The sequence below is a fragment of the Enterobacter sp. KB-280D8 genome, from assembly GCF_041399405.1.
In the GTDB taxonomy this organism is placed as follows: Bacteria; Pseudomonadota; Gammaproteobacteria; order Enterobacterales; family Enterobacteriaceae; genus Enterobacter; species Enterobacter cloacae_N.
In genome coordinates this window covers 111,516-130,703 of record NZ_JBGKEC010000008.1, presented here as the reverse complement: position 1 = coordinate 130,703, position 19,188 = coordinate 111,516, and the positions used below count along the sequence as shown (strand labels likewise).

13 protein-coding genes are annotated in these 19,188 nt (G+C 57.9%); 6 read left to right on the top strand and 7 right to left on the bottom strand.

Annotated features, from left to right (window positions below; all coding sequences use genetic code 11):
- Positions 1–34 precede the first annotated feature (34 nt).
- On the top strand, positions 35–574 hold the full coding sequence (locus tag AB8818_RS18780) for a YfaZ family outer membrane protein (RefSeq protein WP_116338600.1): 540 nt from the start codon (positions 35–37) through the stop codon (positions 572–574).
- Between the two features lie 93 nt (positions 575–667).
- Complete coding sequence (locus AB8818_RS18775; protein ID WP_371199952.1) at positions 668–1,867, top strand: nicotinamide mononucleotide deamidase-related protein YfaY; 1,200 nt, start codon at positions 668–670, stop codon at positions 1,865–1,867.
- A 33-nt stretch (positions 1,868–1,900) separates the two neighbouring features.
- On the opposite strand, the gene glpC is transcribed toward AB8818_RS18775, so the two are convergent.
- From glpC to glpA, 3 genes are read right to left on the bottom strand one after another with little or no spacing between them, the layout of a single operon-like run.
- Entirely contained in the window at positions 1,901–3,091 is a 1,191-nt protein-coding gene (gene glpC / locus AB8818_RS18770) for an anaerobic glycerol-3-phosphate dehydrogenase subunit GlpC (protein WP_192983167.1), read from the bottom strand.
- Positions 3,088–4,305 carry a glycerol-3-phosphate dehydrogenase subunit GlpB gene (glpB, locus tag AB8818_RS18765; protein WP_116338606.1) on the bottom strand — a complete coding sequence of 406 codons (1,218 nt, stop codon included), beginning with the start codon at positions 4,303–4,305 and terminating at the stop codon, positions 3,088–3,090. The genes glpC and glpB overlap by 4 nt, the downstream gene beginning before the upstream one ends.
- Positions 4,295–5,923: an anaerobic glycerol-3-phosphate dehydrogenase subunit A gene (gene glpA / locus AB8818_RS18760; protein WP_192983164.1), complete on the bottom strand. Its 1,629-nt coding sequence runs from the start codon at positions 5,921–5,923 to the stop codon at positions 4,295–4,297. The genes glpB and glpA overlap by 11 nt, the downstream gene beginning before the upstream one ends.
- A gap of 250 nt (positions 5,924–6,173) precedes the next feature.
- Here glpA and glpT point away from each other — a divergent pair, with 250 nt between their 5' ends.
- Together glpT and glpQ are read left to right on the top strand one after the other, a co-directional pair.
- On the top strand, positions 6,174–7,526 hold the full coding sequence (gene glpT / locus AB8818_RS18755) for a glycerol-3-phosphate transporter (protein ID WP_116338610.1): 1,353 nt from the start codon (positions 6,174–6,176) through the stop codon (positions 7,524–7,526).
- Between the two features lie 11 nt (positions 7,527–7,537).
- On the top strand, positions 7,538–8,590 hold the full coding sequence (gene glpQ, locus AB8818_RS18750) for a glycerophosphodiester phosphodiesterase (protein ID WP_163330259.1): 1,053 nt from the start codon (positions 7,538–7,540) through the stop codon (positions 8,588–8,590).
- A gap of 23 nt (positions 8,591–8,613) precedes the next feature.
- Here the strand turns inward: glpQ and yfaE are convergent, their stop codons facing one another.
- The 4 genes from yfaE to ubiG all read right to left on the bottom strand — a co-directional run bounded on the left by yfaE (position 8,614) and on the right by ubiG (position 13,409).
- Positions 8,614–8,868 (bottom strand): class I ribonucleotide reductase maintenance protein YfaE, encoded by a 255-nt coding sequence (gene yfaE / locus AB8818_RS18745; RefSeq protein WP_003859419.1) that lies wholly within the window; start codon positions 8,866–8,868, stop codon positions 8,614–8,616.
- A complete protein-coding gene (gene nrdB, locus AB8818_RS18740; protein WP_045327964.1) occupies positions 8,868–9,998 on the bottom strand; it encodes a class Ia ribonucleoside-diphosphate reductase subunit beta in 1,131 nt (376 codons plus the stop codon). Before nrdB ends, yfaE begins: the two co-directional genes overlap by 1 nt.
- 49 nt (positions 9,999–10,047) lie before the next feature.
- Positions 10,048–12,333, bottom strand: coding sequence for a class 1a ribonucleoside-diphosphate reductase subunit alpha (nrdA, locus tag AB8818_RS18735; RefSeq protein ID WP_116338614.1), 2,286 nt, complete (start codon positions 12,331–12,333; stop codon positions 10,048–10,050).
- A 347-nt stretch (positions 12,334–12,680) separates the two neighbouring features.
- Positions 12,681–13,409, bottom strand: coding sequence for a bifunctional 2-polyprenyl-6-hydroxyphenol methylase/3-demethylubiquinol 3-O-methyltransferase UbiG (gene ubiG, locus AB8818_RS18730; RefSeq protein WP_192983162.1), 729 nt, complete (start codon positions 13,407–13,409; stop codon positions 12,681–12,683).
- 146 nt (positions 13,410–13,555) lie between these two features.
- On the opposite strand from ubiG, the gene gyrA reads away from it, so the two are divergent.
- On the top strand, positions 13,556–16,192 hold the full coding sequence (gene gyrA / locus AB8818_RS18725) for a DNA topoisomerase (ATP-hydrolyzing) subunit A (protein ID WP_116338618.1): 2,637 nt from the start codon (positions 13,556–13,558) through the stop codon (positions 16,190–16,192).
- Between the two features lie 134 nt (positions 16,193–16,326).
- Entirely contained in the window at positions 16,327–19,173 is a 2,847-nt protein-coding gene (gene rcsC / locus AB8818_RS18720; RefSeq protein WP_163330257.1) for a two-component system sensor histidine kinase RcsC, read from the top strand.
- Positions 19,174–19,188: the final 15 nt, after the last annotated feature.

Here is a 19,188-nt window from a genome sequence, read left to right as displayed (position 1 = left end):
GACTTCTCTATAATAATTATGCGGGATCGCGACAATGAAAAAAGTGGCATTACTGGGCCTCGGCCTGATGGTTGTATCTGCGGCGGCTAACGCCATTAGTGTTAATGGTTCGGCGGGTCAGGACTATACCCACCTCGGTTTTGGCATGGGCACGGAGACCTCCGGTCTGGCGATGACCGGCGGCTGGACCCACAACGACGACGACGGCGATGCGGCCAGCCTCGGCCTCGGTCTGAACATTCCTCTTGGCCCATTCCTGGCCACCGTGGGTGGTAAAGGTATCTATACCAACCCGAACGACGGTGATGAAGGGTATGCGGCGGCTGTGGGCGGCGGCCTGCAGTGGAAAATTGGCGACAGCTTTGGCCTGTTTGGTGAGTACTACTACTCTCCGGACTCTCTCTCCAGCGGCATCGATAGCTATGAAGAAGCCAACGCCGGCGCGCGCTGGACCATCATGCGTCCGATTACCCTCGAAGCGGGTTATCGTTATCTGAACCTGGCCGGTAAAGACGGTAACCGCGATAACGCGCTGGCTGATGGCCCGTATGTGGGCGTGAGCGCAGGCTTCTAATCGTTCCGGCGCGGCGTTCCGTCGCGCCAGTTTCTCTCATCTCCCTCCCACGTTTGCGCTATAGTGTTTTGACCAAATAAGCGGGAGAACACAATGATTAACGTGGAGATGTTATCCACCGGCGACGAAGTGCTGCATGGACAGATTATCGATACCAATGCTGCCTGGCTTGCCGATCTTTTCTTTGAGCAAGGATTACCGTTAACGCGCCGCAATACCGTGGGCGACAATCTTGAGTCGCTGGTCGCTATTCTGCGCGAGCGCAGCGAACAGTGCGACGTGCTGATCGTGAACGGCGGGCTTGGCCCCACCGGTGACGATCTCAGCGCGCTGGCCGCCGCGACCGCAAAAGGCGAAGGGCTGGTGCTGCACGAGGCGTGGCTTTCGCAGATGGAGCACTTCTTCTCCGAACGTGGCCGCGTCATGGCCCCCAGCAACCGCAAACAGGCTGAAATTCCCGCCAGCGCCGAGCTGGTTGATAACCCGGTCGGTACCGCATGCGGGTTCGCCATGCAGCTGAACCGCTGCCTGATGTTCTTCACGCCGGGCGTACCTTCCGAATTTAAGGTGATGGTCGAACAGCAGATCCTGCCGCGCCTTCGCGCTCGTTTTACCCTGCCAGAACCTCCGCTGTGCCTGCGCCTGACGACCTTTGGCCGCTCGGAAAGCGATCTGGCCCAGAGCCTCGATCTCCTCCCGCTGCCGCCGGGCGTGTCCATGGGCTATCGCTCCTCTATGCCGATCATTGAACTCAAATTAACAGGACCTGCTGCGCAGAAAGAGGCGATGCTGGCCCTGTGGCCCGAGGTGCAGCGCGTGGCGGGCGAAAGCCTGATTTTTGAAGGGACGGAAGGGTTACCCGTTCAGATTGCAAAACATCTCCAGACTCGCCAGCTCAGCGTGACCCTAAGCGAGCAGTTCACCGGTGGCCTGCTGGCGCTGCAGCTGTCGCGCGTCAACGCGCCGCTGCTCGCCAGCGAAGTGGTGCCGTTCCAGCAGGAGACCCTGGCGCAAACCGCCCGCTGGGCTTCCGAGAGAAGGGTGAAGCATTTTGCCGGTCTGGCGCTGTTTGTCGGCGGGCTGGATGAGGAATACCTCAACTTCGCGCTGGCGACGCCGGAAGGCACCTGGGCGCTGCGGGTGAAAATGAGCATCACCCGCCACAGCCTGGCGGTGCGTCAGGAGGTGTGCGCCATGATGGCGCTGAACATGCTGCGCCGCTGGCTCAACGGCAAAGAGGTTGTCAGCGAGCACGGCTGGATTAACGTTGTCGAGTCGCTGTTCGTTGAGTAACGCCTGTGCCGGGGCCTTTCGCCCCGGCTACGTTCAGCCCAGCGCTTTCGCCAGCAGGCTAATCGGATGTTCGCAGCGCTTGCTGGTGGACATCTCAATTTGCCATTTACAGGTTTCGCAGTCCGTCACCACGATATCCGCGCCGCTTTCTTCAATCTGGCGGAACAGCGGGGCGCCAATCGCCTGCGAGGTTTCGTAGTTTTCACGCTTAAAGCCGTAGGTTCCCGCGATGCCGCAGCAGCGCGAATCCAGCACCGTCAGCTCCAGGCCCGGAATAAGCCGCAGCAGCTCAAGCGTATAGAGCGACCAGCCCATTTTCTCCATATGACACGGCGTGTGATAGACCACTTTCAGTGGCAATGTCCCCAGCGGCAACGTCTGCCCGCCGTCCAGCTTGCGCCACAGGAAGCGCGTCGCCAGCTCGATGTGCTCGCGCAGTCCGGCGTTATCCACGTCCAGCAGGTGCGGATACTCATCGCGCAGGGTGAAGGTACAGGTGGACGAGGTCGCCAACACCGGCATGCCTTTGTCGACGATGGCTTCACGCAGGGAGGTGACATTGCTTTTGGCCTGCTTGCGCGCTTTATCGGTGAACCCGTTGGCAATCAGCGGGACGCCGCAGCACTTCTCCTTGCTGAGGAGCTGTACGCCGGTTCCCATGGCGTTAAGCACCTTCAGCAGGTCTTTACCCAGCTGCGGGTGGTTGTAATTCACATAGCAGCCGTGGAAAAAAGCCACCTGGTCGGCGTACTGCGCCTGTTCCGCCGCAACGGATTTGTACCAGCGGCGGAAGGTGCCGTGAGAATATTTCGGCAGGCTTCGGTGATGGTCAATCCTGAGCGTGGCATCCAGCAACTGGCGCACCGGTTTGAGCGATGTCGCGGCATTCACCAGCGGGGCAAAAGGCGTTGAGACGCTGCCCATCAGATCGGTATGGCTCAGAATGGCATCGCGAAGCGACGGCTTTTGCGTGCTGTAGCGCGCCCGGGCGCGCTGGATGATATCGCCGATTTTCACGTCCGACGGGCAGGCCACTTCGCAGCGTTTACAGTTGATGCAGTATTTCAGTGCCTCGTCGTACAGCTTGCCGTCCTTCAGGCGCAGGCGTTCACCGTCCGGCCCGGCCTGCTTTGGTCCAGGGTAGCGCGGATTCACGCCGCTGACCGGGCAGACGGTGGTACACACCGTGCATTTAATGCAGCTTTCAAAACGGGTGTCGTTCATTGTTCAGCCTCCACGCGCTGGCGAATCTGCTCGGCCACATACAGCGCCGTGACGGCGCAGACCCCGCCACCGCATCCCTGAGCGATGGGATCGTACCCGCCCAGCAGCGAGCCGATGGCAAAGAGATTGCTGACGGGCTTACCGGAAAGCTGCGGGTGCAGCCGGTTATCGACAATCACGCCAAACTGCTGCCAGGGCTGTGGCGTGAAGAAATCACTCTGATACCAGTCCGCGCGGGAGGCGATCTGCCGAACATCCAGCCCCATGATGGCTTCCCGGATGCCCTCCCGGCTGCTCAGCAGCCCGTTGCTGAAGAAGCTGCCGCTCGCCAGCACCGTATAGCGGGCACGAAGGGGGATATCATCGTGGTTGCGCGTCCAGATTTCGCTCACCGCACCGTCGGTCAGGGTGATTTTTTTCACCTCGTCACCCGCCATCCACACGCCGCCCTGCGCCACAAACTGGCGCTGAAGCTGGGTGTGCAGGCGAATGCCGGGTACGGAAGGGGGCAGCGTGGGCAGTAGGCCGAGCGTGCAGGGCAGACGGTCCGACAGCCAGCGCCACAGGCGGTTGTCGTTTAAACCAAAGCAGGCGGGCATTAACAGAGCATCGCAGGTTTCGCCGAGTGGTCTGAGCGCGTCATACAGCAGCGGCCATTTGTCCTCGTTATCCAGAAAACGGGCGATATTCACCGCGCGAAACTCGCTCGGGTTGTCGCGCAGGACATCAAGCTCGGGCAGCTCTATTTCTGCCGTGTCGGCGTTAACGCCCTGGCGACAGAGCGATGCCGCCGCGAGATGGGGCTGAAAATCCAGAAAGCCGCTAATACCCACCACCCGCACTCGTCCCGCGCTGACGGGGGCAACGGGAACCTCCTCCGGGCTGAGCCACGCGGAGCGCAGGGTGCCGAGCGGCGTAACGCGCAGATGGTTTTGCCTGGCGCTCCCCTTCAGACGCGCGCCGCTGTCCGCCAGCAGCGCTTCGGCTTCCAGCGCCAGGCGGTCAATATGCTGCGCGCCAATCAGGTGATAGGGGTGCTCCGGCGGCAGCTTATCGCGGTACGCTTCGTCCAGCAGATCCAGCGAGCCCGACGAGAAGTGCAGGGCGCTCTGGCCGCGGGTGATAATGGCGCAGCGCAGCCCCTGCTTCGTGAGTTTGATGCCGCAAAGCAAGCCTGCCAGCCCGCCGCCGACAATCACGGTATCAAATTTCATCATGTTGCTCCTTCTCCAGGCCGCAAAGCCCCTGGTAGACCCAGCGGGTAAATTCGCTTTCGCGCAGGGCATCCCCCCAGGCGACGGGCTGAATGCCTTTCCAGCGCTCGTTCAAAAACGCGCTGAGCTGATCGAGCGACTGGGTGGCGGTGGTGGTATGAAAACGCTGCAGCAGCCCGGCCGCACGGCAGGCGCACAGCTCGCCCTGGCAGGTGCCCATTCCGACGCGGGTGCGGCGGCGGAGATCGAGCAGGCTGTTGACCGTCAGGTTCTCTACCGCGTACTGCACTTCGCCTGCGGTAACGGCTTCGCACTCGCACACCAGACTGCGGCTCAATCTTCCTTCACCGAGCCACTGTGGCGTTCTGTCGCCGTGGCGGTAGATGGCCGAACCGCGCAGCGGCGCCGGCAGGGAGATGATTTTTTGCAGCGTTTTTTCGGTAGACTGGCGCGATCCCGGTAGAGGCTGTTCTGCCGTGACGCACGGCTCGGTATTGCCGAGCTTGCGGCAGACGGCATTGGTTGCCCACTCCGCCATCAGGCGGTAGGTCATGAGCTTGCCGCCGGTGATGGTGATAAAACCGTCCATGCCGTCGCGCTCGGCGTGATCGAGCAGCACGATGCCCCGGCTGACGTTCCGTCCGCTTGGATCGTTGTCGCTGGCGACAAGGGGACGCACGCCCGCGTAGGCGCGGAGAATACGCGTCTGCGCCATCACCGGGGCCAGTTTTTCTCCTTCGCGCAGCAGGATGTCGACCTCTTCGGCGGTCACGCGGTTGTAGTCAATCTCGCTGTAGTCCACGTGGGTGGAGGTCGTGCCGATTAACGAAATGGTGTCGCCTGGCACGAGGATATCGGCGTCAGACGGCTTGCGGCAGCGGTTGATCACGTGGTTATTGATGCGGTGGTCGAGGATCAGCAGCGAGCCTTTCGCCGGGAACATGCGCACCGACAGGTCGGCATACTCCGCAATGCGCTGGCCCCAAATCCCCGCCGCGTTGACAACCACGGCGGCATACAGCTCGCTGTGCTCGTTGTACTGCGTATCAAACACCCGCACGCCGCAGATGCGATGCCCCTCGCGAATAAGCCCGGTCACTTTATGTCCGGTCAGAATCTGCGCGCCATGCTCGCGGGCATCCAGCATGTTGGCGGCGGTCAGGCGGAACGGATCGACGGTGCCGTCAGGCACTTTCACCGCGCCGATAAGCGCCGGGTTCACCGACGGCTCCAGCCGCCGCGCCAGCGCCGGGTCGACGGCCTCGGCCTGAATACCCGCTGCAGTGCAGGCGGTTATAAAGGTTGACTGAAAGGCGAGGTCATCTTCGGGAAGCGTAATAAAGAGGCCGTCGGTCGGCTCAATGCAGTGGCGGGCGATGCGCTTGAGGATCTGGTTTTCAGCGATACATTCGCGCGCGGATTCACCGTCGGTAACCGCATACCGCGCGCCGCTGTGGAGCAGGCCGTGGTTTCGTCCGGTTGCGCCCGTGGCAATATCGTGGCGCTCCAGTAGCGTGACGCTTAAGCCGCGAAGGGCGCAATCGCGTGCGATGCCGGCGCCGGTTGCGCCACCGCCAATGATAATCACATCGCTGTAGCGTGGATCGTGAATTGTCATTGCCTTTCCTCTATGTTCGTTTTTTAGCATTTAGCCACATAGATCGTGTGGTTTGTTTGATTTCGAACATAAACGCGCGAAATTCGAAACTGAAACGTGATTTCATGCGCTTTTTTGCGCATTCTGTCATATTTCTGTAACAATCTGTGCGTTGATTCACAGTAACAAACCGCATGTTTTTTTAACATCCCCGCCTCTGTAACCGGGCACGAGATGCCTGGTCATTTTTTGAAAGGCCACGGAGGCTGTTATGCTCAGTATCTTCAAACCTGCGCCACACCGGGCGCGTCTGCCAGAGGCAGAAATTGATCCGCTATACCGTCGTCTGCGTTGGCAAATTTTCCTGGGGATCTTCTTCGGGTACGCGGCGTACTACCTTGTACGTAAAAACTTTGCGCTCGCCATGCCGTATCTGGTGGAGCAGGGCTTTTCACGCGGCGATCTGGGATTCGCGCTGTCGGGGATCTCTATCGCCTACGGTTTTTCTAAATTCATCATGGGTTCCGTGTCGGATCGCTCGAATCCGCGCGTGTTCCTGCCCGCCGGTCTGATCCTGGCGGCAGCGGTCATGCTGTTCATGGGCTTTGTGCCGTGGGCGACGTCCAGCATTGCCATTATGTTTGTCCTGCTGTTCATCTGCGGCTGGTTCCAGGGGATGGGGTGGCCGCCGTGCGGGCGTACCATGGTCCACTGGTGGTCGCAGAAAGAGCGTGGCGGTATTGTATCGGTGTGGAACTGCGCGCATAACGTCGGGGGCGGGCTTCCACCTCTGCTGTTCCTGCTGGGGATGGCCTGGTTTAACGACTGGCACGCCGCGCTTTATATGCCTGCCTTTGGCGCCATTCTGGTGGCGATTATTGCCTTCGCCCTGATGCGCGATACGCCGCAGTCCTGCGGGCTACCGCCGATTGAAGAGTACAAAAACGACTATCCGGACGATTACAGCGAGAAGCACGAAGAAGAGCTGACCGCAAAACAGATCTTCATGAAGTACGTGCTGCCGAACAAGCTGCTGTGGTACATCGCGGTAGCGAACGTGTTTGTTTACCTGCTGCGCTACGGCATCCTCGACTGGTCCCCGACCTACCTGAAAGAGGTGAAGCACTTCGCGCTGGATAAATCCTCCTGGGCCTACTTCCTGTATGAATATGCCGGGATCCCGGGCACGCTGATTTGCGGCTGGATGTCGGACAAAGTGTTTAAAGGCAACCGCGGCGCGACGGGCGTGTTCTTTATGACCCTCGTGACCATCGCCACCGTGGTGTACTGGCTTAACCCACCGGGTAATCCGGGCGTGGATATGGCCTGTATGATCGTTATCGGCTTCCTTATTTACGGTCCGGTGATGCTGATCGGCCTGCACGCGCTGGAGCTGGCGCCGAAAAAAGCGGCGGGCACGGCGGCAGGTTTTACCGGTCTGTTTGGTTACCTGGGCGGCTCGGTCGCGGCGAGCGCCATTGTGGGCTATACCGTTGACTTCTTCGGCTGGGACGGCGGCTTTATGGTGATGATCGGCGGTAGCGTGCTGGCGGTTCTGCTGCTGGTTATTGTGATGATCGGCGAGAAACGTCACCACGCGGAAGTGCTGGCGCGTCGTCAATAAGGAGCATTGCGATGAAATTAACTCAACTAGCAACCGGTCTGCTGCTGGCAGGCCTGATGACAGGCTCCGCGCTGGCGGCGGATAAAATCGTTATTGCTCACCGCGGTGCCAGCGGCTATCTGCCGGAGCATACGCTGCCGGCGAAAGCGATGGCCTATGCGCAGGGCGCGGATTACCTGGAGCAGGATCTGGTGATGACCAAGGACGACCAGCTGGTCGTCCTGCATGACCACTATCTTGACCGCGTGACGGACGTGGCGGAGCGTTTCCCGGACCGCGCCCGCAAGGATGGCCGTTTCTACGCCATAGATTTCACCCTGGCAGAGATCCGCTCCCTGAAGTTTACCGAAGGCTTCGAGATTGAAAACGGCAAGAAGGTGCAGGTCTACCCGGGACGTTTCCCGATGGGCAAATCCGACTTCCGAATCCATACCTTCCAGGAAGAGATTGAATTTGTTCAGGGGCTGAACCACTCCACCGGTAAAAATATCGGCATCTACCCGGAAATCAAAGCGCCGTGGTTCCATCATCAGGAAGGAAAAGACATTGCCGCGAAGACGCTGGAGGTACTGAAACAGTACGGCTACACCAGCAAGAAGGACAAAGTTTACCTGCAATGTTTTGACGCCGCCGAGCTGAAGCGCATCAAAACCGAGCTGGAGCCGAAGATGGGGATGGATCTCAATCTGGTACAGCTGATTGCCTATACCGACTGGAACGAAACCCAGGAGAAGCAGCCGGACGGGAAGTGGGTGAACTACAGCTACGACTGGATGTTCAAGCCGGGCGCAATGAAGCAGATTGCCCAGTACGCCGATGGCATCGGTCCGGATTACCATATGCTGGTGGCGGAAGGCTCAACGCCGGGCCACGTGAAGCTGACGGCGATGGTGAAAGAGGCGCACGCCAGCAAGATGCAGGTGCATCCGTACACGGTGCGTGCAGACCAGCTGCCGCCGTACGCCACGGATGTGAATCAGCTCTATGATGTGTTGTATAAGCAGGCGGACGTGGACGGACTGTTTACGGATTTCCCGGATAAAGCGGTGACGTTCTTAAAATAGAAAAAGGGCCGTAAGGCCCTTTTTTACATCTCGATCTCAATATCGCCTTTTGCCCGGCAGCAGCAGGGCAAAATTTCTCCTTCACTGATAAAGGCCAGCGGCTCGGTCAGCCAGTCCACCTGGCCTGCGACCAGACGGCAGCGGCAGGAACCGCAATAGCCTTCACGACACTGGTACTCTACCTCCACCTGATGCGCTTCAAGCGCCACCAGCAGGGAAGGATGCTCTTCCTGGCACAGCACTTCGGTGCCAGAAAGGCTCAGCGTTACGCGGCTCATCAGAGCTGGAAATCACTCAGGTCGTCGGTGTTGACTTCAGAATCAATCTGACCGACCAGATAAGAGCTCACTTCCACTTCCTGCGGCGCAACCTGCACGTTATCGGACACCAGCCAGGTGTTGATCCACGGGATAGGGTTAGAGCGCGTCTGGAACGGCAGATCCAGCCCAACCGCCTGCATGCGGATGTTGGTGATGTACTCAACGTACTGGCACAGGATGTCTTTGTTCAGGCCAATCATGGAGCCGTCGCGGAACAGGTAGTCTGCCCACTCTTTCTCCTGCTGGGCCGCCAGCACGAACAGGTCATAGCACTCCTGCTTGCACTCTTCGGCGATTTCCGCCATCTCCGGGTCGTCCGTACCGCTGCGCAGCAGGTTCAGCATGTGCTGGGTGCCGGTCAGGTGCAGGGCTTCATCACGGGCAATGAGACGGATGATTTTGGCGTTACCTTCCATCAGCTTGCGCTCGGCAAAGGCGAAGGAGCAGGCGAAGCTCACGTAGAAGCGGATCGCTTCCAGCGCGTTGACGCTCATCAGGCACAGGTACAGCTGCTTTTTCAGCGCGCGCAGGTTCACGGTAATGGTTTTACCGTTCACGCTGTGGGTGCCTTCACCCAGCAGATGCCAGTAGCTGGTCATCTCGATCAGTTCGTCGTAGTAGTGGGCAATGCCTTCCGCGCGCTTCTGGATCTGCTCGTTGGTGACGATATCGTCAAACACCACCGCCGGATCGTTCACGATGTTGCGGATGATGTGGGTGTAAGAGCGGGAGTGGATCGTCTCGGAAAACGCCCAGGTTTCCACCCAGGTTTCCAGCTCGGGAATGGAGATCAGCGGCAGCAACGCCACGTTCGGGCTACGACCCTGAATGGAGTCCAGCAGTGTCTGGTACTTCAGGTTGCTGATGAAGATATGTTTTTCGTGATCCGGCAGCGACTGGTAATCAATACGGTCGCGGGAAACGTCCACTTCTTCCGGGCGCCAGAAGAAGGAGAGTTGCTTTTCAATCAGCTTTTCGAAGATGTCATATTTTTGCTGATCGTAGCGTGCCACGTTGACCGGCTGGCCGAAGAACATCGGCTCTTTGAGCTGGTCGTTTTTCGTCTGTGAAAAGGTGGTATATGCCATGAGTGTGTCCTGTCTTACGAAATAAAGGCGGGGATATCCCCGCCCTTCATTAGATCTTACATGCGCCGCTTTCGCAGCCATCGTCCTGAATTGACGGTACCAGGTCATCCTGGGCGTCTTCTGCACCGTCACGGGTGTTGTGATAGTACAGGGTTTTCACGCCGAATTTATAGGCGGTCAATAGGTCTTTCAACAGCTGCTGCATCGGCACCTTACCGGACGGGAAGCGCGTCGGGTCATAGTTGGTGTTGGCAGAGATCGACTGGTCGATAAACTTCTGCATGATACCCACCAGCTGCAGGTAGCCGTCGTTGTTTGGCATCTCCCACAGCAGCTCGTAGTTGTTGCCCAGCGTTTCGTAATCCGGCACCACCTGACGCAGCACGCCGTCTTTCGACGCTTTAATGCTGACGTGGCCGCGCGGCGGCTCAATACCGTTGGTGGCGTTGGAGATCTGCGAAGAGGTCTCGGACGGCATCAGGGCAGAGAGCGTGGAGTTACGCAGGCCGTGCGTTTTGATGGATTCGCGCAGGCCTTCCCAGTCGAGGTGCAGCGGCTCGCTGACAATCGCATCCAGGTCTTTCTTGTAGGTGTCGATCGGCAGAATGCCTTTTGCGTAGGTGGTTTCGTTGAACCACGGGCACGCGCCTTGCTCTTTCGCCAGCTCGTTAGAGGCTTTCATCAGGTAGTACTGAATCGCTTCGAACGTCTGGTGCGTCAGGTTGTTGGCGCTGCCGTCGGAGTAACGCTTGCCGTTTTTCGCCAGCCAGTAGGCGAAGTTGATCACGCCGATACCCAGGGTACGACGACCCATCGCACCGCGTTTAGCGGCCGGGATTGGGTAATCCTGGTAGTCCAGCAGGGCATCCAGCGCGCGAACCGCCAGCACGGCCAGCTCTTCCAGTTCATCCAGGCTCTTAATCGCGCCCAGGTTGAACGCGGACAGCGTACACAGGGCGATTTCGCCATTTTCGTCGTTCACGTCTTCCAGCGGTTTGGTCGGCAGGGCGATCTCCAGGCACAGGTTAGACTGGCGCACTGGCGCTACCACCGGATCAAACGGGCTGTGGGTATTGCAGTGGTCAACGTTCTGGATGTAGATACGGCCGGTAGAGGCACGTTCCTGCATCATCAGGGAGAACAGGTCTACCGCCTTCAGGCGCTGTTTGCGGATGCTGTCGTCTTTTTCATATTTGGTGTACAGACGCTCGAACTCGTCCTGATCGGCGAAGAACGCATCGTACAGGCCCGGGACGTCGGACGGGCTGAACAGGGTGATGTCTTCGCCTTTCAGCAGGCGGGTGTACATCAGCTTGTTGATCTGCACGCCGTAGTCCATGTGACGCACGCGGTTGCCTTCCACACCGCGGTTGTTTTTCAGTACCAGCAGGCTTTCCACTTCCAGGTGCCACATTGGGTAGAACAGGGTTGCTGCTCCGCCGCGCACGCCGCCCTGAGAGCAGGATTTTACCGCCGTCTGGAAGTGCTTGTAGAACGGGATACAGCCGGTGTGGAACGCTTCACCGCCGCGAATCGGGCTGCCCAGCGCGCGAATGCGACCGGCGTTGATGCCGATACCGGCACGCTGGGAGACGTATTTCACGATGGCGCTGGAGGTGGCGTTGATGGAATCCAGGCTGTCACCACACTCGATCAGCACGCAGGAGCTGAACTGACGGGTAGGGGTGCGCACGCCAGACATGATTGGCGTTGGCAGAGAAATCTTGAACGTGGATACCGCATCGTAGAAACGCTTCACGTAGTCCAGACGGGTCTCACGCGGGTAGTTTGAGAACAGACAGGCGGCTACCAGAATATAGAGGAACTGGGCGCTTTCGTAGATCTCACCGGTCACACGGTTCTGAACCAGGTACTTGCCTTCGAGCTGCTTCACCGCCGCGTAGGAGAAGTTCATGTCGCGCCAGTGATCGATAAACCCGTTCATCTGCTCGAACTCTTCTTCCGTATAGTCTTCCAGCAGATGCGTGTCGTATTTGCCCAGCTCGACCATTTTCACCACGTGATCGTAAAGCTTCGGCGGCTCGAACTGGCCGTAAGCTTTTTTACGCAGGTGGAAAATCGCCAGACGTGCAGCGAGGTACTGATAATCCGGCGCTTCGCGGGAGATGAGGTCTGCCGCTGCTTTAATGATCGTTTCGTGGATATCAGACGTTTTAATGCCGTCGTAGAACTGAATGTGGGAACGCAGTTCAACCTGGGATATAGATACGTTGTTCAGTCCTTCTGCTGCCCAGTCGAGAACTCGATGGATTTTGTCCAGATTGATACGCTCGGTAGTACCGTCGCGCTTTGTCACCAGCAGACTCTGATTCATGTGGGTTTTACCTGTCCGTGAAATAAAAAATATCCCCCGCTTATCCACAGATCCGTCTTGTGACTAACTCTGTGGATAAATACTACATATAGGGGGTTTGCGATAAGAAAAACGCTATATGGTGAGTATTCTAGTATCGAATCTTTTCAGCACAAGGGTTGATTTTGACGTTAAATTGAGGTTGTGAAAGGGTAAAAAAGCGTAAGTCCTCGTACCGTAAGGCCTGGAAGACATGTCAATAATTAAGAAAAAAAATTCAAAATTTGATCGAGTGCTGATTTCTTCAACGGGAGGTCAGAATTGCGCAACATGATGTCGCGCAATCTTTATAAGAATAACGAATGACGTTAGTCGTTTTTGGCGGTTGTGTGCAACATATAGTTAACATCCACGCCCGGTGCGAGCTTGAATTTATCGGTCAGCGGATTGTAGTGCAGGCCGGTGATGTGCTGCTCTTTGAGCCACGTCTGGTCAACCCAGCTTAACAGCTCGGCCGGCTTGATGAATTTCTTCACGTCGTGCGTGCCTTTCGGCACCATGCGCAGCACATACTCCGCGCCGACAACGGCCATCAGCCAGGCTTTGCCGTTGCGGTTGATGGTCGAGAAAAAGACCTGGCCGCCCGGTTTCACCAGTTTTGCACAGGCGTTTACCACGGACTGCGGATCCGGAACGTGCTCCAGCATCTCCATGCAGGTCACCACATCGTACTGGTGGGCATGTTTTGCCGCGTGCGCTTCCACAGTTTCCTGCACATATTCCACCTGTATACCGGACTCCAGCGCATGAAGACGGGCAACCTGCAGCGGTTCAAAGCCCATGTCCAGGCCGGTGACGGTAGCCCCTTCGCGCGCCATGCTCTCCGCCAGGATGCCGCCGCCGCAGCCGACGTCGAGCATTTTCTTACCGAACAGACCGCCGGAACGCTCCGCGATATAGCCCAGACGTAGCGGGTTGATGCGATGCAGCGGTTTGAACTCACCTTCGAGATCCCACCAGCGGGACGCCACCGCTTCAAATTTGGCAATCTCTTCGTGGTCAACGTTTTGTGCCACCGGGGATTTTTCGGCATTCATGGGCGCTTTTACTCCTTATTTAGCAAGACAAGGGAGTATATCAGGCAATCCCTGTGAATAAAGCGTATAGGTTTACCTGTATCACCGCGGCTGTGTTATAATTTGCGACCTTTGAATCCGGGATACAGTAGAGGGATAGCGGTTAGATGAGCGACCTTGCGAGAGAAATTACACCGGTTAACATCGAGGAAGAGCTGAAGAGCTCCTATCTGGACTATGCGATGTCGGTCATTGTTGGCCGTGCGCTGCCGGACGTCCGCGATGGCCTGAAGCCGGTACACCGTCGCGTACTATACGCCATGAACGTATTGGGCAATGACTGGAATAAAGCCTACAAAAAATCTGCCCGTGTCGTTGGTGACGTAATCGGTAAATACCATCCTCATGGTGATTCCGCGGTGTACGACACTATCGTCCGTATGGCGCAGCCATTCTCGCTGCGTTACATGCTGGTAGATGGTCAGGGTAACTTTGGTTCTATCGACGGCGACTCCGCCGCGGCAATGCGTTATACGGAAATCCGTCTGGCGAAGATTGCCCATGAGCTGATGGCCGACCTGGAAAAAGAGACGGTTGATTTCGTTGATAACTACGACGGCACGGAAAAAATTCCTGACGTTATGCCAACGAAGATCCCTAACCTGCTGGTGAACGGCTCGTCCGGTATCGCCGTCGGTATGGCAACCAACATTCCGCCACACAACATCACGGAAGTGATCAACGGCTGCCTGGCCTATATCGACGATGAAGACATCAGCATTGAAGGGCTGATGGAACACATCCCGGGCCCGGACTTCCCGACGGCGGCGATCATTAACGGTCGTCGCGGCATTGAAGAAGCGTACCGCACCGGCCGCGGCAAGATTTACATCCGTGCCCGCGCTGAAGTGGAAGCGGACGCGAAAACCGGCCGTGAAACCATCATTGTTCACGAGATCCCGTATCAGGTGAACAAAGCGCGTCTGATTGAAAAAATCGCCGAGCTGGTAAAAGAGAAACGCGTTGAAGGCATCAGCGCGCTGCGTGACGAGTCTGACAAAGACGGTATGCGCATCGTGATTGAAATCAAGCGCGACGCGGTGGGTGAGGTTGTGCTGAATAACCTCTACTCCCAGACTCAGCTTCAGGTCTCCTTCGGTATCAACATGGTTGCGCTGCACCATGGTCAGCCGAAGATCATGAACCTGAAAGAGATCCTGAGCGCGTTCGTGCGTCACCGCCGCGAAGTGGTGACCCGTCGTACCATCTTCGAGCTGCGCAAAGCGCGCGACCGTGCACACATCCTTGAAGCGCTGGCGGTTGCGCTGGCCAACATCGACCCGATCATCGAACTGATCCGTCGTGCGCCAACCCCGGCTGAAGCGAAAGCGTCGCTGGTTGCGCGTCCGTGGGATTTGGGTAACGTGGCGGCGATGCTGGAACGTGCGGGCGATGACGCCGCGCGTCCTGAGTGGCTGGAGCCTGAATTCGGCGTGCGTGACGGTCAGTACTACCTGACTGAACAGCAGGCCCAGGCGATTCTGGATCTGCGCCTGCAGAAGCTGACCGGCCTTGAGCACGAAAAACTGCTCGACGAGTACAAAGAGCTGCTGGAGCAAATTGCTGAGCTGCTGCACATCCTGGGTAGCGCCGAGCGCCTGATGGAAGTAATCCGCGAAGAGCTGGAGCTGGTCCGCGATCAGTTCGGCGACGAGCGCCGCACCGAAATCACCGCTAACAGCTCTGATATCAACATTGAAGATCTGATCAACCGCGAAGACGTGGTGGTCACCCTGTCTCACCAGGGCTATGTGAAGTATCAGCCGCTGACCGACTACGAAGCACAGCGTCGTGGCGGTAAGGGCAAATCTGCTGCACGCATTAAAGAAGAAGACTTTATTGACCGCCTGCTGGTGGCCAACACCCACGACACGATCCTCTGCTTCTCCAGCCGCGGCCGTCTGTACTGGATGAAGGTCTATCAGCTGCCGGAAGCGAGCCGTGGCGCGCGTGGTCGTCCAATCGTCAACCTGCTGCCGCTGGAAGCGAACGAACGTATCACCGCTATTCTGCCGGTACGCGAGTACGAAGAGGGCGTGAACGTCTTTATGGCGACCGCCAGCGGTACCGTGAAGAAAACCGCGCTGACCGAATTCAGCCGTCCACGTTCTGCCGGTATTATTGCGGTGAACCTGAACGAAGGCGACGAGCTGATCGGTGTGGATCTGACCTCCGGTTCTGATGAAGTGATGCTGTTCTCTGCGGCCGGTAAAGTGGTGCGCTTCAAAGAGAATGCCGTGCGTGCAATGGGTCGTACGGCGACCGGTGTACGCGGTATCAAACTGGCGGGTGAAGATTCCGTTGTTTCCCTGATCGTTCCACGTGGCGAAGGCGCAATCCTGACCGTCACCCAGAACGGCTACGGTAAACGTACGGCGGAAAGCGAATATCCGACCAAGTCACGCGGCACGCAGGGCGTTATTTCCATCAAGGTCACCGAACGCAACGGGTCCGTTGTAGGCGCGGTGCAGGTGGACGATGCCGACCAGATCATGATGATCACCGATGCCGGTACGCTGGTGCGTACCCGCGTGTCCGAGATCAGCGTGGTGGGCCGTAACACCCAGGGCGTTATCCTTATCCGTACGGCGGAAGATGAAAACGTAGTGGGTCTGCAGCGCGTTGCTGAGCCGGTGGACGACGAAGAGCTCGACTCTATTGACGGCAGCGTCGCGGAAGGTGATGACGAAATCGCACCGGAAGCGGAGACCGACGATGACGCAGCGGATGACGCTGACGAGTAACGTCTCATGACGCATAAAGGGCCGGATTCCGGCCCTTTTCTTTTGCAGTTGCAGATACGTGAACGTTGCGACAAGCCGCGTTTACCGCTACCTTAACCACATTCTTTTGACCCCGACGGCGGAGCCTCGCCCCTTTGAAATACCTCGTCTCCTTTCGTACCACGCTGAAAGTTTCTCGCTATCTGTTCCGGGCGCTGGCGCTCTTGCTTTGGCTGCTGGTGGTCTTGCTGTCGGTGTTTTACATCGTCAATGCGCTGCATCAGAAAGAAGCAGAGATTCGCCAGGAGTTTAATTTAAGCTCCGATCAGGCCCAGCGCTACATTCAGCGAACATCGGACGTGATGAAGGAGCTGAAGTATATTGCCGAAAATCGACTGACGGCGGAAAACGGTATCCTTGCCCTTCGCGGGCGCAATGACAAAACCGAAGTGCCGGACTTCCAGCCGCTGTTCCCGGACTCCGATTGCTCCACCATGAGCAATACCTGGCGCGGGTCGCTGGAATCCCTCGCCTGGTTTATGCGCTACTGGCGCGATAACTTCTCTGCCGCCTACGATCTCAACCGCGTATTCCTGATTGGCAGCGAAAATCTCTGCATGGCTGACTTTGGCCTGCGCGATGTGCCCGTCGAGCGCGATGATGCGCTGAAAAGCCTGCACGAGCGTATTGTCAAATATCGCAATGCCCCGCAGGACGAGCGCGGGAACAACATCTTCTGGATTAGCCAGGGGCCGCGTATGGGCGTGGGCTATTTCTACGCGCTGACGCCGGTTTATCTGGGCAATCGCCTGCAGGCGCTGCTGGGGATTGAGCAGACCATTCGCATGGAAAACTTCTTCACGCCGGGCAGCCTGCCGATGGGCGTGACTATTCTGGATGAAAATGGGCATCAGCTGATCTCACTCGCCGGGCCGGATAAGAGTTTGAACGTCGATCCGCACTGGATGCAGGAACGCTCATGGTTTGGCTACACCTCCGGCTTCCGCGAGCTGGTGCTGAAAAAAAGCCTGCCACCATCTTCGCTGAGCATTGTCTACTCGCTGCCGGTGGATATGGTGCTCGAGCGGATACGTATTCTTATTATGAATGCGATTCTGCTGAACCTGCTGGTGGGGGGCGCGCTGTTCACGCTGGCGCGCATGTATGAGCGTAGAATCTTTATTCCCGCCGAAAGTGACGCACAGCGTCTGGAGGAGCACGAGCAGTTCAACCGCAAAATTGTCGCTTCCGCGCCGGTGGGGATCTGCATTCTGCGTACCCAGGACGGGACCAACATCCTGAGTAACGAGCTGGCGCACAACTACCTGAATATGCTGACGCACGAGGACCGGCAAAGGCTGACGCAGATCATCTGCGGGCAGCAGGTGAACTTTGTCGACGTGCTCACCAGCACCCACACCAACCTGCAGATAAGCTTTGTCCATTCCCGCTATCGCAATGAAAACGTAGCGATTTGCGTGCTGGTGGATGTCTCCGCGCGCGTGAAGATGGAAGAGTCGCTGCAGGAGATGGCGCAGGCCGCGGAGCAGGCCAGCCAGTCGAAATCCATGTTCCTGGCTACTGTAAGCCACGAGCTGCGTACGCCGCTGTACGGGATTATCGGTAACCTCGATCTGCTGCAGACGAAAGAGTTGCCGAAAGGCGTCGACCGGCTGGTAACGGCGATGAACAACTCCTCCAGCCTGCTGCTGAAGATCATCAGCGATATTCTCGACTTCTCTAAAATTGAGTCTGAGCAGCTGAAAATCGAGCCGCGCGAGTTTTCGCCGCGTGAGGTCATGAACCACATCAGCGCCAACTATCTGCCGCTGGTGGTGCGTAAACAGCTGGGGCTCTACTGCTTTATCGAGCCGGATGTGCCGCTGACGCTGCACGGCGATCCGATGCGTCTGCAGCAGGTCATCTCTAACCTGCTCAGCAACGCCATCAAATTCACCGATATCGGCTGCATAGTGCTACACGTTTGCAGGGCAGGGGATTACCTGAGCATCCGCGTGCGCGACACGGGGGTGGGTATTCCGGCCAAGGAGGTGGTACGTCTGTTCGACCCGTTCTTCCAGGTCGGCACCGGCGTGCAGCGTAACTTCCAGGGCACCGGTCTGGGGCTGGCGATTTGCGAGAAGCTCGTCAGCATGATGGACGGTGACATTTCCGTGGATACCGAGCCCGGCATGGGCAGCCAGTTCACCATCCGCATTCCGCTCTATTCGGCGCAGTATCCGGCAAAAGCCGCAGTTGACGGGCTGAGCGACAAGCGCTGCTGGCTGGCAGTCAATAATGCCTCGCTGAATGACTATCTGACGGCGCTGCTCACCCATAGCGGCGTGAGGGTCTGCCGCTATGAAGGCCAGATGCCGGACGTGGATGATGTGCTCATCACCGACGAGATGCCTGAACAGCCGTGGCAGGGGAGAGGAACGGTGCTCTTCTGCCGCCGCCACATTGGCATACCAGTTGAACGGGCGCCGGGGGAATGGGTTCACAGCGTCGCAACGCCGCATGAGCTGTTGAGCCTGCTGGCCCGTATCTACAAAGTCGAGCTGGAAGAGAACGACGGTGCAGGCGCGCTGCCGTCACCGGAAGGTCTGGCGTCAGTGAATGACGATATGATGATTCTGGTGGTGGATGACCATCCGATTAACCGTCGTCTGCTGGCTGACCAGCTTGGATCGCTGGGCTACCAGTGCAAAACCGCCAATGACGGCGTGGATGCGCTGAATGTGCTGAGTAAAAATCATATTGATATCGTGCTGAGCGACGTCAACATGCCTAACATGGACGGCTACCGGCTGACGCAGCGCATCCGACAGCTTGGCCTGACGCTGCCGGTGGTGGGCGTAACGGCGAACGCGCTGGCGGAAGAGAAACAGCGCTGTCTGGAGTCCGGCATGGACAGCTGCCTGTCGAAACCGGTCACGCTGGACGTGCTGAAGCAGACGTTGTCGATTTACGCGGATCGCGTGAGAAAAACCAGAATATAAAAAAGGCCCGCAAGG